The 25,361-nt window shown below is 72.4% G+C and carries 20 protein-coding genes; 10 read left to right on the top strand and 10 right to left on the bottom strand.

All coding sequences use genetic code 11. The features are described from left to right. The first annotated feature begins 4 nt into the window (after positions 1 to 4). The gene (locus ACH4TV_RS19870; RefSeq protein WP_398399707.1) at positions 5 to 1,570 is read left to right on the top strand and encodes a GMC family oxidoreductase; all 1,566 of its coding nucleotides are present in this window, start codon (positions 5 to 7) and stop codon (positions 1,568 to 1,570) included. An 85-nt stretch (positions 1,571 to 1,655) separates the two neighbouring features. On the opposite strand, the gene ACH4TV_RS19865 is transcribed toward ACH4TV_RS19870, so the two are convergent. From ACH4TV_RS19865 to ACH4TV_RS19850, 4 genes are all read right to left on the bottom strand, one after another. Further along, positions 1,656 to 6,407, bottom strand: a complete 4,752-nt coding sequence (locus ACH4TV_RS19865) for a hypothetical protein (protein WP_398399705.1) — start codon at positions 6,405 to 6,407, stop codon at positions 1,656 to 1,658. Between the two features lie 76 nt (positions 6,408 to 6,483). Continuing rightward, positions 6,484 to 7,368 (bottom strand): hypothetical protein, encoded by an 885-nt coding sequence (locus ACH4TV_RS19860; protein WP_398399703.1) that lies wholly within the window; start codon positions 7,366 to 7,368, stop codon positions 6,484 to 6,486. Positions 7,369 to 7,486: 118 nt separating this feature from the next. Further along, the gene (locus ACH4TV_RS19855) at positions 7,487 to 9,013 is read right to left on the bottom strand and encodes a hypothetical protein (RefSeq protein ID WP_398399702.1); all 1,527 of its coding nucleotides are present in this window, start codon (positions 9,011 to 9,013) and stop codon (positions 7,487 to 7,489) included. An 86-nt stretch (positions 9,014 to 9,099) separates the two neighbouring features. After that, complete coding sequence (locus tag ACH4TV_RS19850) at positions 9,100 to 9,846, bottom strand: GntR family transcriptional regulator (protein WP_398399700.1); 747 nt, start codon at positions 9,844 to 9,846, stop codon at positions 9,100 to 9,102. A 171-nt stretch (positions 9,847 to 10,017) separates the two neighbouring features. On the opposite strand from ACH4TV_RS19850, the gene ACH4TV_RS19845 reads away from it, so the two are divergent. The 5 genes from ACH4TV_RS19845 to ACH4TV_RS19825 all read left to right on the top strand — a co-directional run bounded on the left by ACH4TV_RS19845 (position 10,018) and on the right by ACH4TV_RS19825 (position 14,515). Beyond that, positions 10,018 to 11,337, top strand: coding sequence for an MFS transporter (locus tag ACH4TV_RS19845; protein WP_398399698.1), 1,320 nt, complete (start codon positions 10,018 to 10,020; stop codon positions 11,335 to 11,337). 32 nt (positions 11,338 to 11,369) lie between these two features. After that, positions 11,370 to 12,206 (top strand): putative hydro-lyase, encoded by an 837-nt coding sequence (locus tag ACH4TV_RS19840; protein ID WP_398399792.1) that lies wholly within the window; start codon positions 11,370 to 11,372, stop codon positions 12,204 to 12,206. A 70-nt stretch (positions 12,207 to 12,276) separates the two neighbouring features. Then, positions 12,277 to 13,035 carry a LamB/YcsF family protein gene (locus ACH4TV_RS19835; protein WP_398399696.1) on the top strand — a complete coding sequence of 253 codons (759 nt, stop codon included), beginning with the start codon at positions 12,277 to 12,279 and terminating at the stop codon, positions 13,033 to 13,035. Further along, complete coding sequence (locus ACH4TV_RS19830; RefSeq protein WP_398399694.1) at positions 13,032 to 13,649, top strand: allophanate hydrolase subunit 1; 618 nt, start codon at positions 13,032 to 13,034, stop codon at positions 13,647 to 13,649. The genes ACH4TV_RS19835 and ACH4TV_RS19830 overlap by 4 nt, the downstream gene beginning before the upstream one ends. Then, a complete protein-coding gene (locus ACH4TV_RS19825; protein ID WP_398399693.1) occupies positions 13,646 to 14,515 on the top strand; it encodes a biotin-dependent carboxyltransferase family protein in 870 nt (289 codons plus the stop codon). The genes ACH4TV_RS19830 and ACH4TV_RS19825 overlap by 4 nt, the downstream gene beginning before the upstream one ends. A 261-nt stretch (positions 14,516 to 14,776) precedes the next feature. Here the strand turns inward: ACH4TV_RS19825 and ACH4TV_RS19820 are convergent, their stop codons facing one another. The 5 genes from ACH4TV_RS19820 to ACH4TV_RS19800 form a co-directional block, all read right to left on the bottom strand. After that, entirely contained in the window at positions 14,777 to 15,634 is an 858-nt protein-coding gene (locus ACH4TV_RS19820; RefSeq protein ID WP_398399691.1) for an SGNH/GDSL hydrolase family protein, read from the bottom strand. After that, entirely contained in the window at positions 15,631 to 16,812 is a 1,182-nt protein-coding gene (locus ACH4TV_RS19815; protein ID WP_398399688.1) for a glycosyltransferase, read from the bottom strand. The genes ACH4TV_RS19820 and ACH4TV_RS19815 overlap by 4 nt, the downstream gene beginning before the upstream one ends. Continuing rightward, positions 16,809 to 17,933: a glycosyltransferase family 4 protein gene (locus tag ACH4TV_RS19810; RefSeq protein ID WP_398399686.1), complete on the bottom strand. Its 1,125-nt coding sequence runs from the start codon at positions 17,931 to 17,933 to the stop codon at positions 16,809 to 16,811. Before ACH4TV_RS19810 ends, ACH4TV_RS19815 begins: the two co-directional genes overlap by 4 nt. A gap of 139 nt (positions 17,934 to 18,072) precedes the next feature. Then, a complete protein-coding gene (locus tag ACH4TV_RS19805) occupies positions 18,073 to 19,491 on the bottom strand; it encodes a HEAT repeat domain-containing protein (protein ID WP_398399684.1) in 1,419 nt (472 codons plus the stop codon). A 301-nt stretch (positions 19,492 to 19,792) separates the two neighbouring features. Beyond that, positions 19,793 to 20,185, bottom strand: a complete 393-nt coding sequence (locus ACH4TV_RS19800; protein ID WP_398399682.1) for an ankyrin repeat domain-containing protein — start codon at positions 20,183 to 20,185, stop codon at positions 19,793 to 19,795. 237 nt (positions 20,186 to 20,422) lie between these two features. On the opposite strand from ACH4TV_RS19800, the gene ACH4TV_RS19795 reads away from it, so the two are divergent. Together ACH4TV_RS19795 and ACH4TV_RS19790 are read left to right on the top strand one after the other, a co-directional pair. Next, positions 20,423 to 20,617: a hypothetical protein gene (locus ACH4TV_RS19795; RefSeq protein WP_318318678.1), complete on the top strand. Its 195-nt coding sequence runs from the start codon at positions 20,423 to 20,425 to the stop codon at positions 20,615 to 20,617. 34 nt (positions 20,618 to 20,651) lie between these two features. Beyond that, positions 20,652 to 22,214 carry an ATP-binding protein gene (locus ACH4TV_RS19790; protein ID WP_398399679.1) on the top strand — a complete coding sequence of 521 codons (1,563 nt, stop codon included), beginning with the start codon at positions 20,652 to 20,654 and terminating at the stop codon, positions 22,212 to 22,214. A 108-nt stretch (positions 22,215 to 22,322) separates the two neighbouring features. Here ACH4TV_RS19790 and ACH4TV_RS19785 read toward each other — a convergent pair whose 3' ends face one another. Further along, positions 22,323 to 23,822 (bottom strand): PLP-dependent aminotransferase family protein, encoded by a 1,500-nt coding sequence (locus ACH4TV_RS19785; RefSeq protein WP_398399678.1) that lies wholly within the window; start codon positions 23,820 to 23,822, stop codon positions 22,323 to 22,325. A 108-nt stretch (positions 23,823 to 23,930) separates the two neighbouring features. On the opposite strand from ACH4TV_RS19785, the gene ACH4TV_RS19780 reads away from it, so the two are divergent. Then, positions 23,931 to 24,584 carry a YitT family protein gene (locus ACH4TV_RS19780; protein WP_398399790.1) on the top strand — a complete coding sequence of 218 codons (654 nt, stop codon included), beginning with the start codon at positions 23,931 to 23,933 and terminating at the stop codon, positions 24,582 to 24,584. After that, on the top strand, positions 24,581 to 25,348 hold the full coding sequence (locus ACH4TV_RS19775) for a glycerophosphodiester phosphodiesterase (RefSeq protein ID WP_398399676.1): 768 nt from the start codon (positions 24,581 to 24,583) through the stop codon (positions 25,346 to 25,348). The genes ACH4TV_RS19780 and ACH4TV_RS19775 overlap by 4 nt, the downstream gene beginning before the upstream one ends. Positions 25,349 to 25,361 lie beyond the last annotated feature (13 nt).

Below are 25,361 nucleotides of genomic sequence, written 5' to 3'. Positions count from 1 at the left end.
ACTCATGGACCAACCACTCTTGAGCACCGATGAGTTCGACTATGTGGTGGTGGGCGGTGGCACCGCGGGCAACGTGGTGGCGGCTCGACTCTCCGAGGACCCGTCCGTCACGGTGTGCGTACTGGAGGCGGGTCCGAGCGACGTCGGCGACGACGACGTCCTCAAACTGGAGCGATGGATGGGCCTGTTGGATTCAGGCTACGACTGGGACTACCCGGTCGAGCCGCAGTCCAGCGGCAACAGTTTCATGCGGCACGCCCGCGCGAAGGTGCTCGGCGGCTGTTCGTCCCACAACTCCTGTATCGCCTTCTGGGCCCCGGCCGAGGATCTCGACGACTGGGCGGCGGCGGGCTGCAGGGGCTGGAGCGCGGCCGATCTCTTCCCGCTCTACCAGCGCCTGGAGAACAACGACGCTCCCGGCGAACACCATGGCCGCACCGGCCCGGTGGAGCTCCGTACGCTGAAGAGCGAAGACCCGTGCGGCACCGCCCTGTTGGAGGCCTGCGAACAGGCGGGCATCCCGACCACGCCCTTCAACACCGGCAACACCGTGGTCCGCGGGGCCAACTGGTTCCAGATCAACTCCGACGAGAACAACATCCGTCAGTCGTCCTCGGTCGCCTATCTCCACCCGGTCATGGGTACGCGGCCGAACCTGGAGGTACGGACGGGGGTGCGGGCGAAGCAGCTCGTACTGGAGGGGCGGCGGTGCGTGGGCGCCGAGTACCTCGACCCGGATCTCATCCACACGAGGACCGTACGGGCACGGCGCGAGGTCATCGTGTCGTGCGGCGCGATCGACACCCCGAAACTGCTGATGCTGTCCGGCATCGGTCCGGCCGAGCAGCTGCGCGAGGTCGGTGTCGAGGTGGTCGTGGACTCGGCGGGCGTCGGCGAGAACCTCCAGGACCACCCCGAAGGCGTCATCATGTGGGACGCCAAACAGCCGATGACCACGACGTCCAGTCAGTGGTGGGAGGCGGGCATCTTCTACGACACCGAACCGGGCCTGGACCGGCCCGACCTGATGTTCCACTACGGCTCGGTGCCGTTCGACATGAACACGGCGCGATGGGGCTATCCGACCTCGGAGAACGCGTTCTGCCTCACACCCAACGTGACGCGGGCGAAGTCGCGCGGCACGGTGCGGCTGCGGACCCGCGACTACCGGGACAAGCCGATGGTCGATCCGCGGTACTTCACGCACGAGCACGACGCGCGCGTGATGACGTACGGGCTGAAGCTGGCGCGTCGCATTGCCGCCCAGCCGGCGCTGAGCGGCTGGGCGGGAGCGGAACTGGCCCCCGGGCCGGACGTCCGGACGGACGACGAGCTGCTGGACTACATCCACAAGACCCACAACACCGTCTACCACCCGGCCTGCACGGTGAAGATGGGCGCGGACGACGACGCGTCGGCTCCGTTGGACGCACGGCTGCGGGTGAAGGGGGTCGGGGGGTTGCGGGTTGCCGACGGGTCGGTGATGCCGGAGCTGGTGACGGTGAATCCGTGTATTACGACGATGATGATCGGGGAGAAGTGCGCTGACCTTCTCAAAGGGGACGCGTAGGGGGTACAGGTCGTGGGGGAACTGCGGCGCCGTCGTGGCTGGTCGCGCCCCGCGGCGGAGCCGCAAATGTCACAGCCCCGCGCCCCTAGGGCGTTGCCCCTGAGGGAGTTGGCTGTGTCGGGCGCTTGAACATCCTGGTCGCCGTGATCTCGCTGTGCACCGAATCCCCCTCTCCGGCCGGCGCCTGCTGCGGCAGTCCCGGTCGGAGGTGTTCCTCCACCCTGATGTACTTCAGACCCGCGCGCAGGTCGGCGTCGTTGCGGAGGCGGATGACAAGGGGGAACTCGGCGAGGGCGGTCGTGTCGAACAGGCCGGTGGTGTACAGGAGTTGGACGCCTAGCGCGTCAGACACGGCGCGCTGGAGTTCCAGGAGGTAGGTCGCGTTGGCGCGGCCGATGGGGTTGTCGAGGAACAGGGTGCCGGCGTGCCGGTGCTTGTCGCGGCCCCGGTCGTTGCTGCGCAGCGCGGCCATCGTGCAGTACAGGGCGATGGCCGCGGTGAGCAGCTGACCGCCCGAGAACACGTCGCCCATCTGCCCGACGGGCACGCGCTCGGCGCGCAGTACGGCGTCGGGCTTGAGGATCTCGACGGCGATGCCCTTGGGCTGCAGTGCGGCGCCGACTCCCCGCAGGAGCAGGGACATTCCGTCCCGGCGCAGGTCGGAGTTCTTCTTCACGGCCGCCCGGGTCGCCTCGTCGATGACCTCGCCGAGTCGTTCGCTGAGCGTGGCCTGGTCGGGCTCCTCGAACCGGATGCGCAGGAACTCCTGCCCGGACCACTCGCCGAGCCCCTCGGGCAGCCGGGACAGCCGCTGCGCGGACCGCAGGGTGGCCAGCGCCGACTCCACCAGCCCGCGCAGCCGATCCACGATCGAGTCCCGGTTCCGCTCCAGCTGCGCCAACTCGTCGGTCAGGACCCGGAGTCGGGGTGCGAAGGCGTCCGCCCACTTCTGCGCGTTCTCGGGCAGCGCCGACGCGGGCAGCTCGCGGATCTGCTGACGGGCGGGGGTGCGCACCGCCTCGTACCGTGTGGAGTTGGCGTGCCGTACGAGGATGTCGCTCGCCTCGCGCACGGCGCCCTCGGCGGCGGACAGGTCGGCGGCGCAGCCACGCAGGGAGCGGCGGGCCTCGGCGGCCGACTGCCGCGCCTCCTCAGGGCTGCCCGGGAAGGGATCGGGAGCGTCCTGCTCCTCGTCGGAGGTGTGCTCGCGCAACAGGTCGCGGAGCATCGCGGCGATCTCGTCGAACCCGGAGGCCGCGTCCTCGGCGGCCCGGTGGGCGTCGAGCAGTTCGGCGTGCGCCTGCCGGGCCTGGGTCAACGCCTCGGTGCGGGAGGCGAGTTCGGTGGTGGCGGTGCGCAGCAGGGCCTGGGCGTGCTCGGCGTCGCGCGGTACGAGTTCCTCGGCCAGTTCGGTGTGCGCCTCGCCGTCCTCGGGAGCGTGCCGCTCGGCCTCGCCACGCAGGCGCCCGAGCTGCTCGCTCGCCGTGGACACCCGGGTCTCCAGGAGCTGTACCAGCTCGTCGGCTCGCGCGGAGGCGGCCTGCCGGGACGGTCCGTCGGACCCGTCGGTCGACTGGAGCATGTGCTCGGCGCGCGTACGCACCTTGTTGCTCAGCCGGTCCAGTTCCGCGCGACTGGCGCTCTCCTCGCTCTCGGAGCGCGCCTGCTCGGCCCGCAGGTCGGCGCCGACGCCAACCTTCTCGTAGAGCTGGGAAGCAGCCCGGTAGGCCTCGCGGAGGGCGGGCAGCGACGACTTCGCGGCGTCCTCGTCAGCTTCCGGTACGTCGTCGGGGGCGCCCGCGATCTCCGCGCGCTCGGCGCGCAGGGCGCGGGCCGTGCGGCGCGCGTCGTCGGCGGCGCGCTGGATGGCGCGCCGGTCCTCGTCGGCGGACCGGGCGCGTTCCAGGCAGACCTGGGCGCGGGCCTCCGACTCGACGGCGTCGTCGGCGAGTTCTCGCACCTTGACCTGCCAGCCGGCGCGTTCGCGCAGCCGGTAGGCGAGTCCGGCGAGCGCGTCGGCGGCGCGCCGGGCCCGCTGGGCGGCCTCCTGGCGTTCGTCCCGAACGCGGGACGCCTCGCTCGCCACCTCATCGGCTTCGGCCCGTACGGTCCGGGCCTCGGCCAGCTCCGCCTCGGCCTCCTCGGCGAAGGCACGCGCGTCGCGCGCGGCCCCGGCGAGCTCGACGAGCCGTCCGGCCGGACAGCCGGTGCGCCAGGAGGCGAGCCGCGCGGCCAGCTCCCGGTCCTTCCCGAGCCGCGCCGCGAGCGTACGGATCTCCTCCTCCCGCTCACCCGCCCGGCCCCGCAGCGCCTGCCGTTCCTCGTCGGCGGCATGCTCGTCGTGCATGGCCGGGTTCGGCGGTACGAGGAACACGTCGCCGTCGGCCGGTCCGGGAGCCGGGGTGGGCGCCAGCAGGGCGGCCGCGGTACCGACCGCGACGGCCGACCGGGGCAGCAGGGCCGCGTCGGTGAGGGCCTCGCGGGCACGCGCGTGCGTGTCGGGGTCCGTGATGATCACGCCGTCGACCAGCTCGGGCCGGGCGGCCAGTACGCGCGCGTGGTCGACGGGGTCGACGGCCTGGGCGAGATAGCGCCAGCCGGGCAGCGCGGGGATGCCGTGCTCGCCGAGGAACTCGACGGCGGCCAGCACATCGGGGCCGGGCGGCAGCAGCCCGCCGTCACCGAGCGCGCCGAGGATCCGGGCGTCGTCGGCGGCAGCGGTACGCAGCTCGAAGAGCTGCCGCTCGGCGGAGGAGACACCGTCGTCGAGCAGCTCTCGGAGCTCGTCGGCGAAGCGGTCGAGCTCCTCGGGGGTGAGGGAGCCGTCGGCGAGGGCACGGGAGGCGCCCTTGTCGCCGGAGCGCCGGGAAACGCCCGCTCCGGCACGCTCTCCCGCCACCCCGTTACCGCTCCCCCTGCCGTCGCCCTCGCCGTCACCAGCACCGTGCTGGTGCGGTAGCGCGGCCCGGCCCCGCGGGCGCGCGCCGTCGGCGGGCGGCAGGCTCAGCAGCTCGGCGAGCCGTTCCTCTTCCGCCAGCGCCTCGGCGGTGCGCCGCTCGGCGTCGTAGGCGCGCTCGGCCGCTGTGGCGGCATCCGCCGCGCGAGCCGCCGTGAGTTCCGCGCGGGACTCGGCGGACGCCGCTTCCCTGGCGTGCTCGGAAGCCCGCCGGGACGCCTCACGGGTGGTGTCCCAGGCCTCCACGGCCGTCTTCTCGGCGTCGCTGGCGGCGAGCGCGGCCCGCGCCGGATCCGCGTCGGGCGCGGTGTCGTCGAGCCAGCCCGCGCGCACCGCCTCCGTGGTCTCCTGCTCGACCTCGCTGAGCCGCTGCCGCAAATGCCCGACCTCGCTGCGGGCGCGCTGTGCCTCGGTGGCGGCGGCTGTCGAGTCCCGGTGTGCGGCCTCGCCGACCTCCTGGAGAGCGGCGGACCGCTCCTCCTCCTCGTTGGCGAGCGCCTCGGCGCCTTCCGCCGCCGAGTGCAGGGCCCGTACGAGATCGACGGCGGCCTTGGCGCGGGCGGCGAGGGCCGGGGCCGCGTCGCGTTCGGCCTCGCGGATCGCGACGGCCACGCGCGCGGAGCGGTCGGCGGCCGCGCGGTGGCGCAGGACGACTTCGGCGGCCTGCCAGGCGGAGTGCATGGTGCGCGCGTCGGCGAGTTCGCGCTTCTGCGCGGCTGCCGTCTTCTCCGCCGCCGCGAGTGCCAGCGAGGCGTGCCGGAAGGCGAGTTCGGCGGCGATCAGCGCGCTGCGCTCCCGCCCGCCCTCGGAGTGGGTGACGGCGTACGCCGCGGCGGTGACCCGCTGGGCGAGGTCCCCGGCCCGGACGCGCTCCCGGACGCCCCGTGCGGACAGCCGCCGGGCGAGCGTGCGCGTCCGGCGTTCGGCGCCCGAGTGGATGTCCCGCGCGCGGGAACGCGCTTCCGCCGCCTCGACGATCCGCCCGAGCAGGTCCACGGACCCGGCGGTGAAGTCCCGTTCGGCGATCAGCTCGGACCGTCGCCCCAGCTTGTTGCCGAAGCCGCCGACCAGGTCGGCGAGCCCGTCCGTGTCCCGGGTGTCGGTCACCGCGCGCAGCAGCAGGTCGGTGAAGTCGGAGTCCTTCTTGACCGCGAAGAGGCCCGCGGCCTCACCCTCGTCGGCGTTCATCTCCCGCTGGTAGCGGAAGAGTTCGGGGTCGAGGCCCAGTTCGCCCAGATGCTCGATCCAGCGGTCGTGGATCTCCTCCCAGTGCACTTCGAGGTGCGGATACGCCTTGCCCGCCTCGGTGATCGCGTCCCGGAAGCCCTTCATCGTCCGCCGACGCCCCTGGGCACCGGAGACGCCCTCGACGGACGGCCGTACGGCGGTGGACTCGGCGACGGGAAGGTTGTCGAGGCTCAGCCCCGGGCCGGGCCGGAACGAGTACCAGGCCTCGGCGAACTTCCGCGGATCGTTGGAGACCTGCCGCCCCCGCCACTCGCTCGCCTTGCCGACCACCACCAGCTCGCCGGTGAGTACGTGCTGCCACTCAAGGACCACGTGCCCGCAGTCGTCGGCGAGCAGGAACTTCCGCAGCACACCGGAGCTGGCGCCCCCGAGTGTGTTGCGGTGCCCCGGCAGCATCACGGAGAAGATCAGCTTCAGGAGTACGGACTTGCCGCCGCCGTTCTCCAGGAAGAGCACGCCCGCGGGCGCGGGCCGGCGAGGCGGTCCGACGGGCTCGTCCGCGAAGAACTCCGCCTGGGTGGGCGCGGGATCGGGCACCGGCTCGCCGACACCCCGCAGGTCAAGCACGGTGTCGGCATAGCGCGCGCCGGCAGGACCGATGGAGTAGAGGCGGACCCTGGACAGCTCGTACATGGCGGACTCTCGTAGTCGTAAGGAAGTAGTCGGGTTGGGTGAGACCGGGTGAGGCGTGAAGGGCGTAGGGCGGCCGTCAGGAGTGGTGGAAGGGCAGCCCCGCGTCGGCCACCAGCTCCAGGTCGTCGGTGTCCTCGGCTGGCAGCAGCGTCGGTGTCCCGTCGGTGACCGGTACGACGCCCAGCTCCAGCAGCTCGGCCATGGCGGCGTTTCCGGCCATGTCCCGCACCTGGAGCTGGTAACGGGCCGTCGTCCGGTACGTACCGCCGTTGTCGTCACCCGTCCGCTGGAGGAAGCCGGAGTCGGTGAGGAACGCGACGGCCTTGCCGACGATGCCGGTCGTCGAACCGGCCGGTCTCCGCGCGTCCTTGGTGGCCCCCGTCGCGCTGCGCCTCATCCAGATCCGCCAGGCGGCCTCGAGTCCCGGGGCGTCGCTGACCGGGTCGGTGTTCTCGCCCTGTGCCTCGGCCCGCTCCTCCAGCCGTCGGCAGGCCTGCCGTACGAAGGCCTCGACCCCGTTGACGGTGACGCGCCCGATGTACCCGTCGTCGGCGAGGTCCTCTGGTCGCGGGAACGCCATGGCGGCAACGGCGAGGTGGGCGAGCCCGTGCAGGAACCGGTCCGACCCGTCGGCGGACGTACGGCGGGCGTAGTCCCCCATCCGCACGGCGAAGACGGAGTCCTCGGCGGCGGTGACAGCCATCCCCGCGCGCGGGGACACCTCCAGCACGACCAGCCCCAGCCCGGCGGCCACGGCATCGGCGAGCCGGGCGAAGGCCGGGTTCTCGCGATACCGCCGCAGCAACTCGGCGTACTCCTGGTCCCGGGCGGCCTGAAGCTTGGGCTGAAGCCCGAAGGCCACCAGCCGCGCGGCATCGGCGACATCGGCAGGAGTCACGGCAGCGGCAGCAGCCGGTGCGGCAACCGCCTCCGGCTCACTCCAGTCGACGTGCTCATTCACAGCTGAAACTCCTCGGGGTTCTGATAATCGGACGGGCGGACAAGCGCCCCTACAGGGGCGCGGGGAACTGCGCGACCAGCCACAGCGGGCCCGCAGCAAGGCGACAACCTCAGCCCCATCACGCCGCCTCCGACCTGCCTGCAGCCATCCCCACCGTGTCCAGCAACGCCATCCCCACGATCAGATCGGCGCCCCCGAACTCCGGATCGTCCAGCTCCGTCCCGTCATCGACAGCGAACAGCAACTTCTCCTCGCCCTGCCGATATGCCGTCCCCACCGGCGGACTGGCCGCATGAACCGCCAACAGAGCCACCAGATACGGAAGTTCCGCATCCCGCAGCCGCGCCTCGGCCAACAGCCCCGACAGCCGCCGTGGCGCGTCCGCGGGCAGATCCAGCAACTCCATCGCCGCCGCCAGCTGCTCCTCGCTGAACCGGCTGTCGTCCGGCGTGGCGACGAGGTCCGGCTCCGGCATCTCCGCACCGAGGTGCTCCCGCTCCACCGGCGGCGTCAGCAGTATGTCGACAAGGTCGCCGACCCGGACCGACACCGGCGTACGAAGCCCGGTCCCGCGCGCGAAGAACGCGTCCGTGACCCGCACCGCCTGCTCAAGGGGCAGCGGCAGCACAGGGGCGACCAGATGCCCGTACAGGTCAATCCCCGACGACGTCATCGGCGTCGCGAAGGCCTGCCGGTCCTGTTCCGCGCGGAACAGCGGCCCCGCCTCCAGCAGCCGGGACTGGAGCTGCGTATGCCGCCGGATGCAGTCCTTGACGATGTCGACGAGCTCGGCGGCACGGCGCTTCTGCTCCGGGTCCTCGGACTCGTCGCGGGCTTTGCGGATGTTGGTCAGAATCGCGTTCTCGTGGCGATACCGGTCGGCGACATGGTCGAGCGCCTCGGCGATCATGTCCGGGACGGTCTGGAGCCAGTCCACCGCGCGCACGTTCCGCCGGGTCGCGTCGAGTGCCCGGCGCAGGGTCTCCGAGTACTGCACGGTCCGGTACCGGGCCTGTTCCGCGGCGAGCTGGGCGTCGGCCAGCCGGCCCCGGCGGATGAGCACCTCCAGCTTGACCTCGGCGGCGATCTGGGCGCTCGTGACGTCGGTGTCGAGGGCGCCGACGAGTACGTTGACCGCCTCATCCGTCGTACGGAGATAGACGCTTCCGCCGTAGCCCGGGACCTCTTCGATCAGCTTGAAGTCGTAGTCACGGCGTACATATGTGCCGTCCGGCGAGAACGTGCCGTATACGGCCCGGAAGCCGCGGTCGACGCTGCCGACGTTGATCAGGTTCTCCATGACCCAGCGGGCCACGCGCTCGTGCTCGGTGACGGGTCGCTGCGGGGCCTGGGCGGCGATGCGCGGGATGAGGCGGGCGACGATCTGGTCGTGGTCGGCGCCCGTGTCGAAGTCCATGTTCAGGGTGACCAGGTCGATGGCGGAGAGGGCCACCTCCGCCATGCCGTACACCGAGTACTCACCTGCGAGATTCGCCTTGCGCGCGTCCAGGTCGTGGAGCGGGGCGGTGCAGGCGAGCGCACGCAGGCGGCGCGCCAGTCCCTCGTCGGCGGCCGGGCCCGGAGCGGGGCGCGGCCCCGCGCTGAGCTGGGGCGGAACGCTGTCCGTCGATGCAGGCGAAGTCACGGTGCACAGACTAGGTCCTCGGTCTGACAACTCCCCAAACGACGCGGATCGCCTCCGGCGGTAGCGCGGGCCACTGGGGTCGTGCGTCAGCTGCGGGCCGGTGGGGGCTTGTCGCGCAGTTCCTCGCGCCCCTGAAAAGCTTCAGCCTCCCCCACTCTTCCCCGGTACACGTCGACCACGCGCCCCAGCGAATCGTCGAGGTAGACGGCCAGCAACTGCTCGGCCTCGCCGGCGTGGCCTGCCTGGAGCGCCTGGAGAATCTGCTCGTTGCGCGCGAGATAGGGCTCGTGCAGGCGTCGCGGGTCGTCCACGAGGTGGAAGGCGAGGCGCAGTTCGGCGAAGACGCTGCGCATCAGCTCGTCGGTGCGGGCGCTGCCGGCCAGGGCGACGAGTTCGCGGTGGAAGTGGATGTTGGCCGTCCCCAGCCCTTTCCAGTCATCGTCTCGCACCGCCTGCTGCCCCTGTGCGACGGCCGCGGCGAGGTTCTCCAGGGCGTACGGCGGCTCGCCGAGCCCGCGGACCACGGCGCACTCGACCAGGGCGCGGGTGCGGTAGATGTCCTCGACGTCCTCGATCGTGAGGACCCGTACGAAAACACCCCTGTTGAGCTCGTGGATCAGCAGGCGTTCGTGCGTGAGCAGCCGGAACGCCTCGCGCAGGGTGTTGCGGGAGACGCCGAGGGCCCCGCCGATGCTGTCCTCGGAGAGCCGGGTCCCGGGCGGGAAGTACCCCTCGGCGATACGGCTCCTGAGGATGTCGGCCACCCGCTCGGCGGTGCTGGTGCGCCCGAGGAGCGCGCGGTCGTCGGCCAGTCCCGTCAGCTGCTCTGCCATGCCCGGAATTCAATCGTAGATACAAGAACGAAACAACATGGGTATTGAGGGATCGTTCAACGATCCTCTACCTTGCTGAACAGGCGCCGCCGGATCCACGCGGTGCCGACCGCTTCCGCACGGCACGGCTCATCCCCGAAGCACCCTCCGTCCCTCAACTGCGAGGTGCCCATGAGCACGACCCCTCCACCGCAGGCACTGCCCGCCGAAACCCTCCCCGGAACGACTGAACCCGCCGTCGACGAAGGCGCGTTCGCCTGGCTGCGGGCGCTGGGCCCGCGCGGTCGCCGCGCCTTCGGCGGCGCGTTCGGCGGCTATGCCCTGGACTCGTACGACTACTTCACGCTGCCGCTGAGCATGGTGGCGCTGTCCGCGTACTTCGGCCTGAACAGCGGCCAGACCGGGCTGTTCACCACCGTCACCCTGGTCGTCTCCGCGATCGGCGGCGCCGGTGCGGGCGTGCTCGCGGACCGGATCGGCCGGGTCAAGGCGCTGATGATCACGGTGATCACCTACGCGGTGTTCACCGTGGCCTGCGGCTTCGCGCCCAACTACGAGACGCTGCTGGTGTTCCGCGCCCTCCAGGGCCTCGGTTTCGGCGGCGAGTGGGCCGTCGGCGCGATCCTGGTGGCCGAGTACGCGAGCCCGAAGCACCGCGGACGTACGCTCGGCGCGATCCAGAGTTCCTGGGCCGTCGGCTGGGGACTGGCCGTGATCGTCTACACCGCGGTCTTCACGTTCCTCGAGGACGACCTCGCCTGGCGCGTGATGTTCTGGACCGGCGCCCTGCCCGCGCTGCTCGTCGTCTGGGTGCGTCGCTCGGTGCAGGACGCGCCCCAGGCGGTCGCCGAGCGTGAGAAGAACCCCAAGAAGGGTTCGTTCGCGGAGATCTTCAGGCCCGGCACCGCCGAGGCGCCCGGACTGCTGCGCATCACGATCTTCGCGGGGCTGCTGTCCACCGGTGTCCAGGGCGGGTACTACACCCTCGCGACCTGGGTGCCCACCTATCTGAAGACGGAACGCGGACTGTCGGTCGTCGGCACCGGTTCGTACCTCACGTTCCTGATCTCCGGAGCCTTCATCGGCTATCTGACCGGCGGTTACCTCACCGACCGGCTCGGCCGCAAACGCAACATCTGGCTGTTCGCGGTCCTCTCGGCGCTGTGCATCCTCGCCTACGCGAACATCCCGAACGGCGCCAACACCCTTCTCCTGATACTCGGTTTCCCCCTCGGGTTCTGCATGTCGGCGATCTTCAGCGGCTTCGGCTCCTATCTGAGCGAGCTGTACCCGACGGCGGTACGAGGCACGGGGCAGGGCTTCACCTACAACACCGGCCGGGCCGTCGGCGCCATCTTCCCCACCACCGTCGGCTTCCTGGCCGACAGCTGGGGTGTGGGCGGCGCACTGGTCTTCGGCGCGATCGGATACGGCATCGCAGCCCTGGCACTGCTCGGGCTGCCGGAGACCCGCGGGAAGGAACTGCAGTGACCCGTACGGAAGACCGCCTCGCCCCGACCTTCGTGGACGAGCAGCCAGCCCCCCTCGTGCACGACCGCCCCGTGACCCTCACCGACGAGCACGCGCACGCGTGGAGCCCCGAATACGCCCGCACCCGGTTCCGCGCGGGTCTGACCGGCGCCACGGCCGGGGTGGCGGCGGGCCACACCCAGGCCAACCTGATCTCGGTCCCCGCGGACTGGGCGTACGACATGCTGCTGTTCTGCCAGCGCAATCCGAAGCCCTGTCCGGTCCTGGACGTCACGGACGCCGGCTCGTGGACCACCGTCCTCGCGAACGGAGCGGACCTGCGCACCGACCTGCCTCGCTACCGGGTGTGGCGGGACGGCGAGCTCGTGGACGAGCCGACGGACGTGCTCGCCCACTGGCGCGACGACCTCGTGACGTTCCTCATCGGGTGCAGCTTCACCTTCGAGTGGGCGCTGGCCGAGGCGGGCGTCCCGATCCGCCACGTCGAGCAGGGCCGCAACGTCCCGATGTACGTGACCGGCCGCCAGTGCCGGCCCGCGGGGCGGCTGCACGGTCCGATGGTCGTGTCCATGCGCCCGGTGCCCCCGGAGCATCTGGCGGCGGCGATCCGGGAGAGCAGTCTGCTCCCGGCAGTGCACGGCAGCCCCGTGCACTGCGGTGATCCGTCGGGCCTCGGCATCGAGGACCTCGGCCGACCCGACTTCGGTGAGGCGGTGGACGCCGGGCCGGACGACATCCCGGTGTTCTGGGCCTGCGGGGTCACCCCGCAGGCAGCGGTGATGGCCTCGCGCCCACCCTTCGCCCTCACCCACGCACCTGGACAGATGTTCCTCACGGACACGCGCGACGAGCAGTACCGCGTGGGCTGACCGAGCAGCCGTTTCGCGTGCGCTGTCCGAGTGTCGGGACCACGTGGCCCGACCGATCAGAATGGGACCCATGACCGCGATCGATCTGAACGCCGACCTCGGCGAGGGCTTCGGCCGCTGGCAGCTGACCGACGACGAACGACTGCTGTCCGTCGTCACCAGCGCCAACGTGGCCTGCGGCTTCCACGCCGGCGACGCGGCCACCATGCGGCGCGTGTGCGAGCTGGCGGCCGAACGCGGGGTACGGATCGGCGCCCAGGTCTCCTACCACGACCTGGCGGGGTTCGGGCGGCGCGCGATGGACGTGCCACCCGACGAACTGACGGCCGAGGTGGCCTACCAGATCGGCGCCCTGGAGGTGTTCGCACGTGCGGCGGGCACGCGCGTGTCGTACGTCAAGCCGCACGGCGCGCTCTACAACCGCGTCGTGCACGACAAGGAGCAGGCGGAGGCGGTGATCGAGGGCGTGCTCCTGGCCGACAGAACGCTGCCGGTGCTCGGGCTGCCCGGCTCGCGCCTGCTGGAGCTGGCCGAAAGCGCGGGCCTCCGGGCCGTCCCGGAGGCGTTCGCGGACCGCGCGTACACCGACGAGGGAACGCTCGTGCCGCGCGGCCAGGAGGGAGCCCTGATGACCGACCCGGAGGCCGTCGTGGAGCGCTCCGTGGGCCTCGCCCTGACCGGCGTGGTCGCGTCCCGCTCCGGGGCGCCCCTCGCGGTCCGAGCCCGCTCCCTGTGCGTGCACGGCGACACGCCGGGCGCGGTGGACCTGGCCCGCCGGGTCCGGGAACGACTGGAGTCGTCGGGCGTCCGCGTGGAGGCCTTCGTATGAGGGCGCTGCCCGTCGGCGACGACGCGCTCCTGGTCGAGGTCTCCTCCGGCGAGGAGGCGCAGGCCCTGCACGCGGAGTTGCTGCGCCGCCGCGCGGAGGGCTCCCTGTCCGTACGCGAGATCGTCCCCGCGGCCCGTACGGTCCTCCTCGACGGTCTGCGCGATCCCGTCCGCCTGGCATCCGAACTGACCGCCTCCGAAGTTCCCCCGACGCTCCCCCGCGCCCAGGAGACCGTCGAACTGCCGGTCCGCTACGACGGCCCGGACCTCGCCGATGTCGCCGCCCTGTGGGACGTGTCCGAGGAAGCGGTGGCGCGCATCCACGCGGACACCGAGTTCCGGGTCGCCTTCTGCGGTTTCGCGCCCGGTTTCGGCTACCTCACCGGCCTCCCGGCCCGCTACGACGTACCGCGCCGCGCGACCCCGAGGACGGCCGTCCCGACCGGTGCGGTGGCGCTGGCGGGCCCGTACACGGGCGTGTACCCGCGTTCGTCGCCGGGCGGCTGGCAGCTGATCGGTACGACGGACGCGGTTTTGTGGGACCACGCGCGCGTGCCTGCCGCACTGCTGTCGCCGGGCACCCTGGTCCGTTTCGTCCCGGTGGGGCACCGATGACGGACCGCGCGCTCGCCGTCGTGCGGGCCGGGGCGCTGACCACCGTGCAGGACCTGGGGCGGCCCGGGTACGCCCATCTCGGGGTGCCCCGCTCCGGCGCCCTGGACGCGCCCGCGGCGGCGCTCGTCAACCGGCTGGTCGGCAACCCGCCCGAGGCAGCCGTCCTGGAGACCACCCTCAACGGCTGCTCCCTGCGCCCCCGTTGCCCGGTCACCGTCGCGATCGGCGGCGCCCCCTGCCCAGTCACGGTGGACGGCAGGCCGGTGGCCTGGGGCGCTCCGGTGCACGTGCCCGCGGGCTCACTGCTGGACATCGGGACGGCCCTCTCAGGGGTACGCGGTTACGTGGCCGTCTCCGGCGGAGTCGCCGTCGAACCGGTGCTCGGCAGCCGCTCCACCGATCTGCTCTCCGGGCTGGGCCCGCCGCCCCTGACGGACGGCGCGGTGCTGCCCCTGGGACACGTTGTCAGCGCACACACGCGCGTGGACGTCGTTCCGCAGCCGGCGCCCCCGGCCGAACTCGTCCTGCGCGTGAGCGTCGGACCACGCGACGACTGGTTCACACCGGCGGCGCTCCGGACCTTCACCACGTCCGCGTACCGCGTGTCCTCCGCGAGCAACCGCATCGGGCTGCGCACGGAAGGCCCCTCCCTGCAGAGGGCGTTCTCCGGCGAACTCCCCAGTGAGGGCATGGTCCTGGGCGCGGTCCAGGTGCCCCCGGACGGCAGACCGGTGGTCTTCCTCGCCGACCATCCGACCACCGGCGGTTATCCGGTGATCGCCGTCGTCCGCGCCGCCGACCTGTCGGCCGCCGCCCAGGCGACGCCGGGCACCCCGGTCAGGTTCGTGCCCGTACGCCGCCGCTGAACCGCCTGGGCGGCCCTAAGACGGACCGGCAATTGGAGGGCGGCGTCGCGGGGTCTGGCACGCACTCCCCCACTGCCTTAAGGGCGTGGGGGGGGACCCTAAGCCGCGTTGTCGTCGGTCGCGATGGCTCCGCCATCACTCCCTCCTCCGCCTTGCAGCTGCACGCTCCCCCACGCTCGGCTTCGCTCGCGCGGGGGGACCCCCATCGCCCCCGCTCCTTCTCCCACCCTCCAATTGCCGGTCCGTCGAAGCCGTGACCGCTCACGCCACGTCCGGCCCGGGCCGGTGCTCCGCGACCGACAGGGCTGCCAGGGCCGCCGCCACCGCGTGGGACGCCCCCAGGTCCAGCCGGGCGCTGGTGCCCCGGGCACGATGGCGGACCTCCTGGGCGGCGAGCCGGAGGAGTTGCGGCAGCAGGTCGGTGCACCGCCTCGCCACCCAGCCCGTGCCCGCGGTGGCCAGCCAGCGCAGACTTGCCGCCCGGGTGGGCGCGGGTTGCTCCGGCGCGGCCGACGGACCCGCCCCGTCCGCGACGCCCGCCTCCGTGAGCAGCGCGTGGAAGCGGACCGCGAGCTGGCGGTGCCCCTGCTCACCGGGGTGCAGCCGGTCCGCGCTCCACATCTCGCGCCCGCTGAGCCACTCCCCCTCGGCGGCGTGCAGATGCACGGCCCCGTACCGCTCGGAGAGCGCGTGGACGACCGTGTTGACCGCCCGCTGCCGCCGGGCCAGCGGGTTGGCCAGCGCGCCCGGCAGCCCCAGCATCGCCCCGGGGTCGGGCAGACACGCCGTGAGCAGGAGGGCGCCCCGGCCAGTGAAGGCCGCGTACACCTCGTCCAGCCGGGCGGCCACCGCGTGGATGTCGAAGGCGCGGCGCAGGGTGTCGTTGACCCCGATGACGACGGACACGACGTCCGGCTCCAGGTCGAGACCGGCCGGCGTCTGCCGTTCCAGCACGTCGCGTGTCTGGGCCCCGCTGACCGCGAGGTTGGTGAACTCGACCGGGCTGCCGCCGAACCCGCCGGCGAGCAGCGCCGCCCAGCCGCGCCACCCGCCGTCCACGGGATCGCCCACGCCCTCGGTCAGCGAGTCGCCGAGCGCCACGAACCGCAGCGGTCTCATCCGACACCCTCCGGTACGACGGGCCGCACGGTCGCCGCGTCGTGCGCGGCGAGGAACGCCTCGACCGCGGCCGCCCAGCCGAAACACTCGGCACGCGCGCGTGCCGTTTCCCGGCAATCGCGCTCGGGCCGCCCCAGCAGCAGCCATATGGCGTCCGCGAAGGCCTCCCCGTCGTCGGCGGCGACTGCCCCGGCGGACCCGATCACCTCGGGCAGCGCGGAGGACGCGCTGACGACCACGGGCGTACCGCAGGCCATCGCCTCCAGTGCGGCGAGCCCGAACGTCTCCGCGGGCCCGGGCGCCAGGCACACGTCGGCGGACGCCTGGAGCCCGCCCAGCAGTGCCCGGTCGGCGACATGCCCGAGGAAGGTGACCGGCAGGCCGCGCTCCCGCGCCCGCTGCTCCAGCCGGGCCCGCAACGGGCCGTCTCCGGCCACCACCAGCCGCGCCCGCCGTCCGCGCCGCAACAGCGCCTCCAGGGCGTCCAGAGCCGTACCGGGCCGCTTCTCGACGGACAGCCGGGAGCACATCACCAGGAGCACCTCGTCCACGCGCGCGTGCACGGCCCGCAGCTCCGGGTCCCGCAGCGACGGGTGCCGCCGTACCAGGTCGACGCCCAGTGGGGCCCGTACGACATTGCGTGCGCCGATCCGCACGAACTCCCGCTCGGCGAACTCCGTGGTGCACACCACGCGCGCGTAGGTGTGTGCCGTACGGACGTTGAGGGCGTCGGCGGCCCGCCGGGAGAGGTTCTCCGACAGGCCCCAGGTGCGCAGGACACCGTCGGCGGTCTCGTGGGAGACCATCACCGCGGGGACCCTGGCCCGCCGGGCCCATTTGCCGGTCCACCTCAGGGTCGTCCGGTCGGACACCTCCAGCCGGTCCGGCGCGAGTTCTTCGAGCAGGGCGGCGACGCGGCGCCTGTCCGTCAGGACGCGGTAGCCGCCGGTGCCGGGCAGCAGCGGGCCGGGCAGGGTGATCACGCGCCCCTGTTCGGTGTCCCGCTCGCCCGCCCGCTCACCGGGCACGATCAGCACGGGCTCGTGCCCGGCGGCCCGGTAGCCGGCGCCCAGTTCGCGCAGCGCGGTGCGCAGTCCGCCCGAGGCCGGTGCGACGAAGTTCGCCAGCCGGACGATGCGCAGCGGCCCGCTCGCCGGGCGCGGTGTCTCGCTGTTCATGCGGCCACCGCCGTCCGCGCGGTGAGGATGTCGGCGTAATGCCCGATCAGCTGGTCGCCGACGGCCGCCCAGGTGCGGCCCTCGACCGTCGCCCGGCCGGCGGCTCCGTACGTGGCGCGCAGTGCCGGGTCGGCGGCCAGGGACCACACCGCGTCCCGTACGGCGTCGGCGTCACGCGGCGGGACGAGCAGGCCGGTGCGGCCGTGGGCGACCAGGTCCAGCGGGCCGCCGGCCGCGGGGGCGACCACGGGTACACCGCTCGCCATGGCCTCCTGCACGGTCTGGCAGAAGGTCTCGAACGGGCCGGTGTGCGCGAAGACGTCCAGCGAGGCGAAGATCCGGGCGAGTTCGTCGCCGGTACGGCGGCCCAGGAAGACCGCGCCGGGCAGGTGCTCGCGCAGCCCCGGTTCGCTGGGCCCGTCGCCCACGACGACGACCCGTACGCCGTCCAGTCCGCAGACCCCGGCGAGGAGTTCTACCTGCTTCTCGGGGGCGAGCCGGCCGACGTAGCCGACGATCAGTTCGCCGTTGGGGGCGAGTTCCCGCCGGATCGACTCGTCGCGCAGGTCGGGCCGGAAACGGACGGTGTCCACCCCGCGCTGCCACAGCCGTACCCGGGGCACACCGTGTGCCTCCAGGTCGTTCAGGGCCGCGCTGGACGGCGCGAGGGTGAGGTCGGCGGCGGCGTGGACGGAGCGGATGCGCCGCCAGGCGGCCGCCTCACCCGTGTGGACGTATGTACGGGCGTATCCGGCCAGATCGGTCTGGTAGACGGCCACGGCGGGGATGCCGAGCCGGGCGGCGGCGGCCATGCCGCGTACGCCGAGGACGAAGGGGCTGGCCAGGTGGACGATGTCCGCGCGGTGCTCGGTGATCGCGGCGGCGACGCGTCGGCTGGGGAGGGCGACGCGGACCTGGGGGTAGCCGGGGAGCGGCAGGGAGGGGACACGGACGACGGGGCACGGCGCCGAGGCGTCGGGCCCGTTCCCGGCGGCGGTGGCCGGGGCGACGACGAGGGGAACGTGACCGCGATCGACGAGGTGCCGGGCGGTCTGGAGCGCGCAGTGGGCAACGCCGTTCACATCGGGGGGAAAGGATTCGGTCACGATGACGACACGCATAGGGGTGTTCTCGCCGTACCGGACGTGCTCGCGTCAACGTCGATCTTTCCGGACGGGGAACGTCCCATGAGCGTTGCGCACCGCTCCCTCGCGGGTCGGCGCGCGTCCACGCACTCCTGATCCCCGGGTCATCCCCCGTTCATACGGCGGTGCTGTCTGGCCCGATCCGGCTTCGTACGGCTGTCTGGACCTCGGCCTCCTCGGCCGGGTCGGCGGCGAGTCGGCGCAGTTGGTCGACGACCCTGGCGTCACCGGTCTCGGCGTGCCGGGCGGCGACCTCGCGGGTGGTCTCCTCGCAGTCCCACAGGCATTCGACGGCGAAGCCGGCGGCGAAGGAGGGGTCGGTGGCGGCGAGGGCCCGGGCGGCCCTGCCGCGCAGATGGGACGAGGCGGTCTCACGGTAGATATGGCGCAGTACGGGGGCCGCGCAGACGATGCCGAGCCGTCCCGTGCCGTCCACCAGGGTCCACAGGGTCGACGCGTCGGGCCCTTCGCCCCGTACGGCCTCCCGCAGGGCGGCGAGGACGAGGTCGCTGTCCCGGGTGCCGCCCAGGCAGGCGAGCATCCGTCCGGCGGCGGCGCCCAGGGGGTCGGGCCGGTGGACCCAGCCGCGCGCTCGGTCGACGGCGGCGATACTGCGCATGCGTTCGAAGGCGTCGACGGCGGCCTCCACGACGGCCGTCGTGCCGTCGGTGATCGCGCCCTCGATCAGGTCGAGGGCGTCGGGATCGTTGCCGTCCGCGAGATAGCGCAGGGCCGTGCAACGGGCGCCGTCGTCGCCGCTGCGGGCCGCCTCGACGATCTGGGGCCGGTCCTCCGGGCCTGCCACAGCCGTGAGACAACGTGCCGCGGGCACATGGAGCGCGGCACCGCGGTCGATGCCCTGCTGGGCCCACTCGAACACGGCATCCACGCTCCAGCCCGGGCGCGGCCCGGACGGTCGCATCTGGCGTTGCCAGCGGTCGAAACAGCCGGTCTCCTGAGCGGCACGCACGCGCGTGGAGATCGATTCGCGCGGATCGTCGGCCCACAGCCGCCAGGGCCGGGGTTCGAAGGCGTCCCGCACGGCGGCGGCGAGTTCGGCCTCGCCCTCCGCGTCGGTGCCGAAGCGTGCCAGCACGGGAGCGGCGAGGGCGCGCAGCCCCGCGTCGTCGTCCCTGAGCGCCAGCTCGTCCAGCGCCCAGGCCCAGCTGGTACCGACGGCCGCGTACCTGCGCAGCAGGTCGAGCGCGTCCCGACTGCCGTACGAGGCGAGGTGCCCGAGGACCGCGAGGGCGAGCCCGGTGCGTGACTCGTCGGTGTCGAGGACGTCCTCGACGTCGAAGAGGTGCGCCTCGATCTCGTCCAGCTCGCCATGGAGGTCGACATAGAGACGGGCGTAGTAAAGGGAGCGGTTCTCCACCTGCCAGTCGTGGCGGGGGTCGCGGAGCACGCAGTGGTTCAGCGCCGCGAGCGCTTCGGCCCGTGGTGCGGTGAGCGCGTGCAGCGTGCCGTCGCCGCGGCCCCTCTGGAGCAGGCCGAGCAGCGTACCGCTGGGCGCTATGACCGGATCGAACATGGGAAACAGCCTCACATCAAGCGTCGACGCAACCGGGATCTTGCTCTACCTGGCCGCGTGACAACACGTCGGAGCGTCCGCCGTTTCCTGCTTGCTGTAGACCATCTTCCTCTGCCTCTCGTAGGTGGGCCCATGCGGACCGCCTCACGGCCCGCGCGGTGCGGCAACATCTGCCCAGCCATCGCGTCCATGAATCACGACGTCATGATGACCCGGCTGTTCAAGCTGCCGCGACCGTATTTCCGGCGGCCCCGTTCCGCCTCCCCCGTTTTCCTTGTCGTACCTGGTCAGTGTGTACGGCTCAGTGCGCGCCGAACAGCTCCAGCAGTTCCGTCTTGCCGAACATCCGGGCGGTGTCGACGGCCGAGGGCATGCCCTCGGCCGGGTTGGCGCCACCCTCCAGGAGAGCCTGGATGACGTCCTGCGCACCCTTGAAAACGGCCCCGGCGAGCGGGGTCTGACCCCGGTCGTTCACCCGGTTTCCGTCGGCGCCGCGCGCGAGCAGCGCCCGGACCGCGTCGGCGTGGCCGTGATAGGCGGCGAGCATCACCAGGGAGTCGCCGCGGTCGTTGGTGAGGTCGGCCGGAACGCCCGCGTCGACGTACGCCACGAGGGCCTCGGTCTGCCCCTGCCGGGCCAGATCGAAGATCTTGGTCGCCAGCTCCACGACCTCGGGGTCGGGGGCTTCACTCATCAGCCGGACCACCTCTCGTTACAACCGTACGGGTGAATCGTCAGCGTACTGGCTTAGCAAGCACATGACCCGCACACCTCAGCGGCAAAGATCAGCCCGCTCCGCTGACACCGAACAGGTCCGCCACCGGAGTGAAATCTGCCGAAATTCACCTGAATGCACCTTTTATCGTATGGATACATGCTGTGATCCTGGAAGAACTCATGGTGACTGTCCCCACCACACCAGGAGATCTCCATGATCCTCTCCATCTCAGGCGTCGTTCTGCTCGGCATCATCGTCTTCCTCTTCTTCAAGAAGGACGGGCTCAAGGCCTCGCACGCCTTCGTGGCCGCACTGTTCGGCTTCTACCTCGCCAGCACCGCCATCGCGCCGAGCATCAAGGCCGGCGGCGAGAGCCTGGCGGGCCTGCTCGGCGGAATCAAGTTCTGACGCCCCTCCCGCACGCACCTCACAGGAGACAGCAGTGGCCCGGCGCCCCCTTCCCCGCATCCTGAGCAACGGCAGCGCACAGATCGCCCGGAGCCGGGAGCTGGCCCGGACCGCGGCCGACAGCGCGACCGATGTCCTCCACCCGCTGATCACGATCAGCCGGGGTCTTCGCCGGCTGGCTGCGGCCGGCCGGCGCAAGTGGGCCGACACGCCCAAGGACAAGCGCGGGCCGCTGCTGTTCCTGGTGGCCTCGATGGTCCTCGTCGTGGCCCTCGTGCCGTACGGCCCGCTGCTCGCCGTCATCTCGGTGATGGCGGCAGCGGCCTGGCACGGCCGGGACCGCGCCCCCGCGGAGCCCGAGGGCCCCGACGAGTCCCAGACCCAGCGCCTCCAGTCCCTCTACGAGGCGCTGGTTCCCTACTTCTCGACCCCCGAGGACCCCGCTCCCCTCTACACCCACGGCGGCGACTTCGAGCAGACCTTCCCCGCGTACGAGTTCGATGCCACCGGCCGCGTCTCGCACCTCGTGGTGCGCTACCCGGCGTACTTCACCGACGGCGAGGCCGACTCCCGCGCGCGGATCGAACAGTTGCTGCACGCCAAGTCGGGGCGGGGCCGCGAATACCACTTCGGGTGGGACGAGGAGGGCAACCAGCTCACGGTCACGGTTCTGCCACCCCTCCCCACCGACATCGCCGCCCAGCGCTTCGTCACCTCCCCCGGCGAGACGGTCCTCGGCTTCACGGACCCCAGCCAGGTGCAGCGCACGCTCCCCCTCAGCCACGGCGAGGAGCGGCGTGACGTCCCGCCGGTCGTCTGGCGCACGGGCCCCCGCTCCACCGAACCGCACCTCCTGGTCATGGGCGAACCGGGCAGCGGCACCACGACGCTCCTGCGCTCGATCGCCCTCCAGGCCCTCCAGTACGGCGACATCCTGATCGTCGAGGGCAGCGGCACCGGCGAGTACGCCTGCCTGACCGGCCGGGACGGCGTCCTGGCCGTCGAATGCGCCCCGACCGGAGCGCTGGCGAGCCTCGAATGGGCCGCCCACGAAACGGAACGCCGCCTGATCGCGGCCAACCGCGCCCGCCAGGCCGGTCAGCCGCTCCCCGACGACACCCGGCGCCCGCTCTGGCTCCTCCTCGACCGCCCCGGAGCCCTCGCCCACCTGGCCGCCGCCGACGGCCGCCGCGATCCCCAGTCCCTGCTCCAGGTCCCTCTGCGGCACGGCCGGGCGGCGAACGTCACCGTCGTGGTGGCGGAACAGTTCGACAGCGCGGACACCTTGACCGACGCCGTACGACAGCACACGCGCGCGCGTGTGGTACTCGGCCCGGCGACCCCCGCCCAACTGGAAGGGGTCCTGGGCGTACCTCCGCACACGACACCGGTCGCAGTCATGCCCCCGGGCCGCGGCTACGCCCGTCTGGGCACTGGCCCGGTCCACCGCCTCCAGGTCCCGGCCACCCCGGACCCGCACGACGAAGCGACGAGCGACACGCAGCGGCAGGCGGTCCTGGAACTGCTGCCGCCGAGAACGACTCCGGCGGACGCGGAGCCCGCCCCCGCAGAGGCCGCGGTGGCCGAGGGCGCGTAGGACCTGTCCGGCGGATCAGGTCGGAGACGCGGGGCCGCGGTGACATCAGCCGCTCCGCAGTTGTTCTCCGACCTGATCCAAGAAACAGCCCCTGACCGAGGGGAGCCGTCAGGCGACGAAGGTGCGCGGGGACTCGCCGCCCCCGGACCCTCCGCTCGCCACGATCCGCGCCGCCGCGGCCAGCCGTACCGCCGCCTCGTCCGCCACCGCTCCCCCCACGGTGAACGGCAGCCGCACATACCCCTCGAAGGCACCGTCGACCCCGAACCGCGGCCCCGAAGGCACCCGCACCCCCACCCGCTCCCCCGCCTCGGCGATCCGCGACCCCGACAGACCCCCCGTACGCACCCACAGCGTGAGCCCGCCCCGGGGCACCGCGAACTCCCAGTCCGGCAGCTCCCGTCGGACCGCCGTGACCAGCGCGTCCCGGTTGTCCCGGGCCTGTTCGCGCCGCATCGCGACCGCCTGTTCCCAACCACCCGTGCTCAGCAACCAGTTGATGGCCAACTGTTCGAGCACAGGCGTGCCCAGGTCGGCGTAGGCACGCGCGGCGACGAGGCTGCGGATGATGTCCGGGGCCGCCCGTACCCAGCCGATGCGCATCCCGGCCCAGAAGGCCTTGCTGGCGGACCCCACGGTGATGACCGTGGACCCGGCAGGATCGAACCCGCAGACAGGCCGGGGCATGTGGACATCCGGCTCCAGCCACAGCTCGGTCATCGTCTCGTCGGCGACGAGCACCGTACCCGCCGACCGGGCCGCGTCCACGAGCTGGCGCCGCTGGTCCTCGTCGGCGAGCGCGCCCGTGGGGTTGTGGAAGTCGGCGACAACATAGGCGAGACGGGGCGCGGCCTCGCGCAGCACCTGCCGCCAGCGGTCCAGATCCCAGCCGGCGAGCCCCTCGGCCATCGCGACGGGCACGAGCCGCGCGCCCGCCTCCCGCATGAGCTGAAGGATGTTGGCGTACGAGGGCGACTCCACGGCGATCCGCTCGCCCCGGCCGGCGAAGAGATGACAGATGGCGTCCATGGCGCCCATCGCACCGGTCGTCACCATGATCTGTTCGGGCATCGTCGGGATCCCGCGCGCGGTGTAGCGCTCGGCGAGCATCGCGCGCAGCGCGGGCAGCCCGGCCGGGTAGTCGCCGTGAGTGTGCGCGTACGGGGGCAGTTCTTCCAAGGCGCCCTGGACGGCGCGGGTGAGCCAGGGCTCGGGCGCGGGCAGGGCCGCTGTGCCGAGGTCGATCACCGAGCCGAGGGCCTCGGGGGGCAGGGGCTCGAGCCCGCGCGCGGGAAGTGGGTTACCGGCGGGTACGGCGGTCCAGCTGCCCGCGCCGCGCCGGGACTCCAGGAAGCCCTCGGCGCGCAGCGCCTCATAGGCGGCGGCGACCGTGGTGCGGCTGACGGAGAGGGAGAGGGCCAGTTCGCGTTCCGCGGGGAGGCGGGCGGCGACCGGTACCCGGCCCTCGAGGACCAGCAGCCGGACGCCGTCGGCGAGCGAGCGGTAGGCGGGCGGGCGACGCGTGCCGGGGCCCGCGGGGCGGTCCTGCTGGGAGTTGAGCAGCCGGGCGAGCTGCGCGGCGCCCACTGCCGAAGTCCACTGCACCATGCAGATCAGTCCACCTTCCCTGAATTGGCCATGGATGGGATCCGATCCCAAGCCACAGGGTGTCATGTGCCAGGCCACTACCACCACAGGGGGCATCTCGTGAGTTCGTTGTCAGCGCCGGACCGTGTCGGACGACGGTTGATCCAGCTGTACGCCGGTCTCGCGCTGTACGGCGCCAGCTCGGCCCTGCTCGTCGAGTCGGGCCTCGGGCTGGAGCCCTGGGGCGTGCTGCACCAGGGGCTGGCCGAACTGACCGGGCTGACGATCGGTGTCGTGTCGATCTTCGTGGGCGCGGCCGTACTGCTCCTGTGGATCCCGCTGCGCCAGCGCCCGGGCCTCGGCACGGTCTCGAACGTCTTCGTGGTCGGCCTCGCCATGGACGGCACTCTCGCCCTGGTCCCCGACGCGCATGCCCTCACCGCCCGCGTCCCGCTCCTGGTGGCGGGCATCGTCCTCAACGGCGTGGCCACCGGCCTGTACATCGCGGCGAGCTTCGGCCCGGGACCGCGCGACGGTCTGATGACCGGCCTGCACCGGCTCACCGGCCGCTCGATCCGACTCGTTCGTACGGCGATCGAGCTGGCGGTGGTCGCGACGGGCTTCGCCCTCGGCGGCACGGTGGGGATCGGCACGGTGCTGTACGCGGTGGCGATCGGACCGCTGGCGCAGCTCTTCCTGCGCGTGTTCGCCGTCCCGGCGGCATCGGACGGCAGCGCGGTCGTTGCCGCCGGTCAACCGGAAGGCGCGATACTGCGACCGTGACCACGCGGATACGCCACCCGTACCTCGACCATCCCGGCCCGATCCCCTTCGCCCACCGGGGCGGGGCGGCGGACGGGCTGGAGAACACGATGCTCCAGTTCCGGCGGGCGGTCGAGGCGGGCTACCGCTATCTGGAGACCGACGTGCACTCCACGGCGGACGGAAAACTCGTCGCCTTCCACGACTCGACGCTGGACCGGCTGACGGACGGCAGCGGCCCGATCGCGGCCGTCCCGTGGTCCGACGTACAGCACGCGCGCGTGGCCGGCAGCGAACCGGTGCCTCTGTTCGAAGAGCTGCTCGAAGCCTTCCCCGAAGCCCGCTGGAACGTCGACGTCAAGGCCGAACCCGCGCTGCTCCCGCTCCTGGAGCTGATCGAGCGCACCGGCTGCTGGAACCGGATCTGCGTCGGCTCCTTCTCCGAGGCGCGTGTGGCGCGCGCCCAGCGGCTGGCCGGTCCGCGTCTGGCGACCTCGTACGGCACCCGGGGCGTTCTCAACCTCCGACTGCGCTCCTGGGGCATGCCCGTGGGGGTACGCCGGTCCGCGGTCGCCGCCCAGGTACCGGAGGCCCAGTCGGGCGTCCCGGTGGTCGATCATCTCTTCGTGCGCACTGCCCACGCGCGCGGGCTGCACGTCCACGTGTGGACGGTCAATGATCCCGATCGCATGCATCGGCTCCTGGACCTGGGAGTCGATGGCATCATGACCGATCACATCGACACGTTGCGCAAGGTTCTGGAGGACCGGGGCACCTGGTTCTGACGCCCCGCGCGCG

Origin of the sequence: Streptomyces sp. NPDC020898, from assembly GCF_044333925.1 — a bacterium.
Lineage (GTDB): Bacteria > Actinomycetota > Actinomycetes > Streptomycetales > Streptomycetaceae > Streptomyces.
The sequence above is the reverse complement of the archived record's forward strand: the minus strand, read 5'-3'. Positions and strand labels throughout refer to the sequence as shown.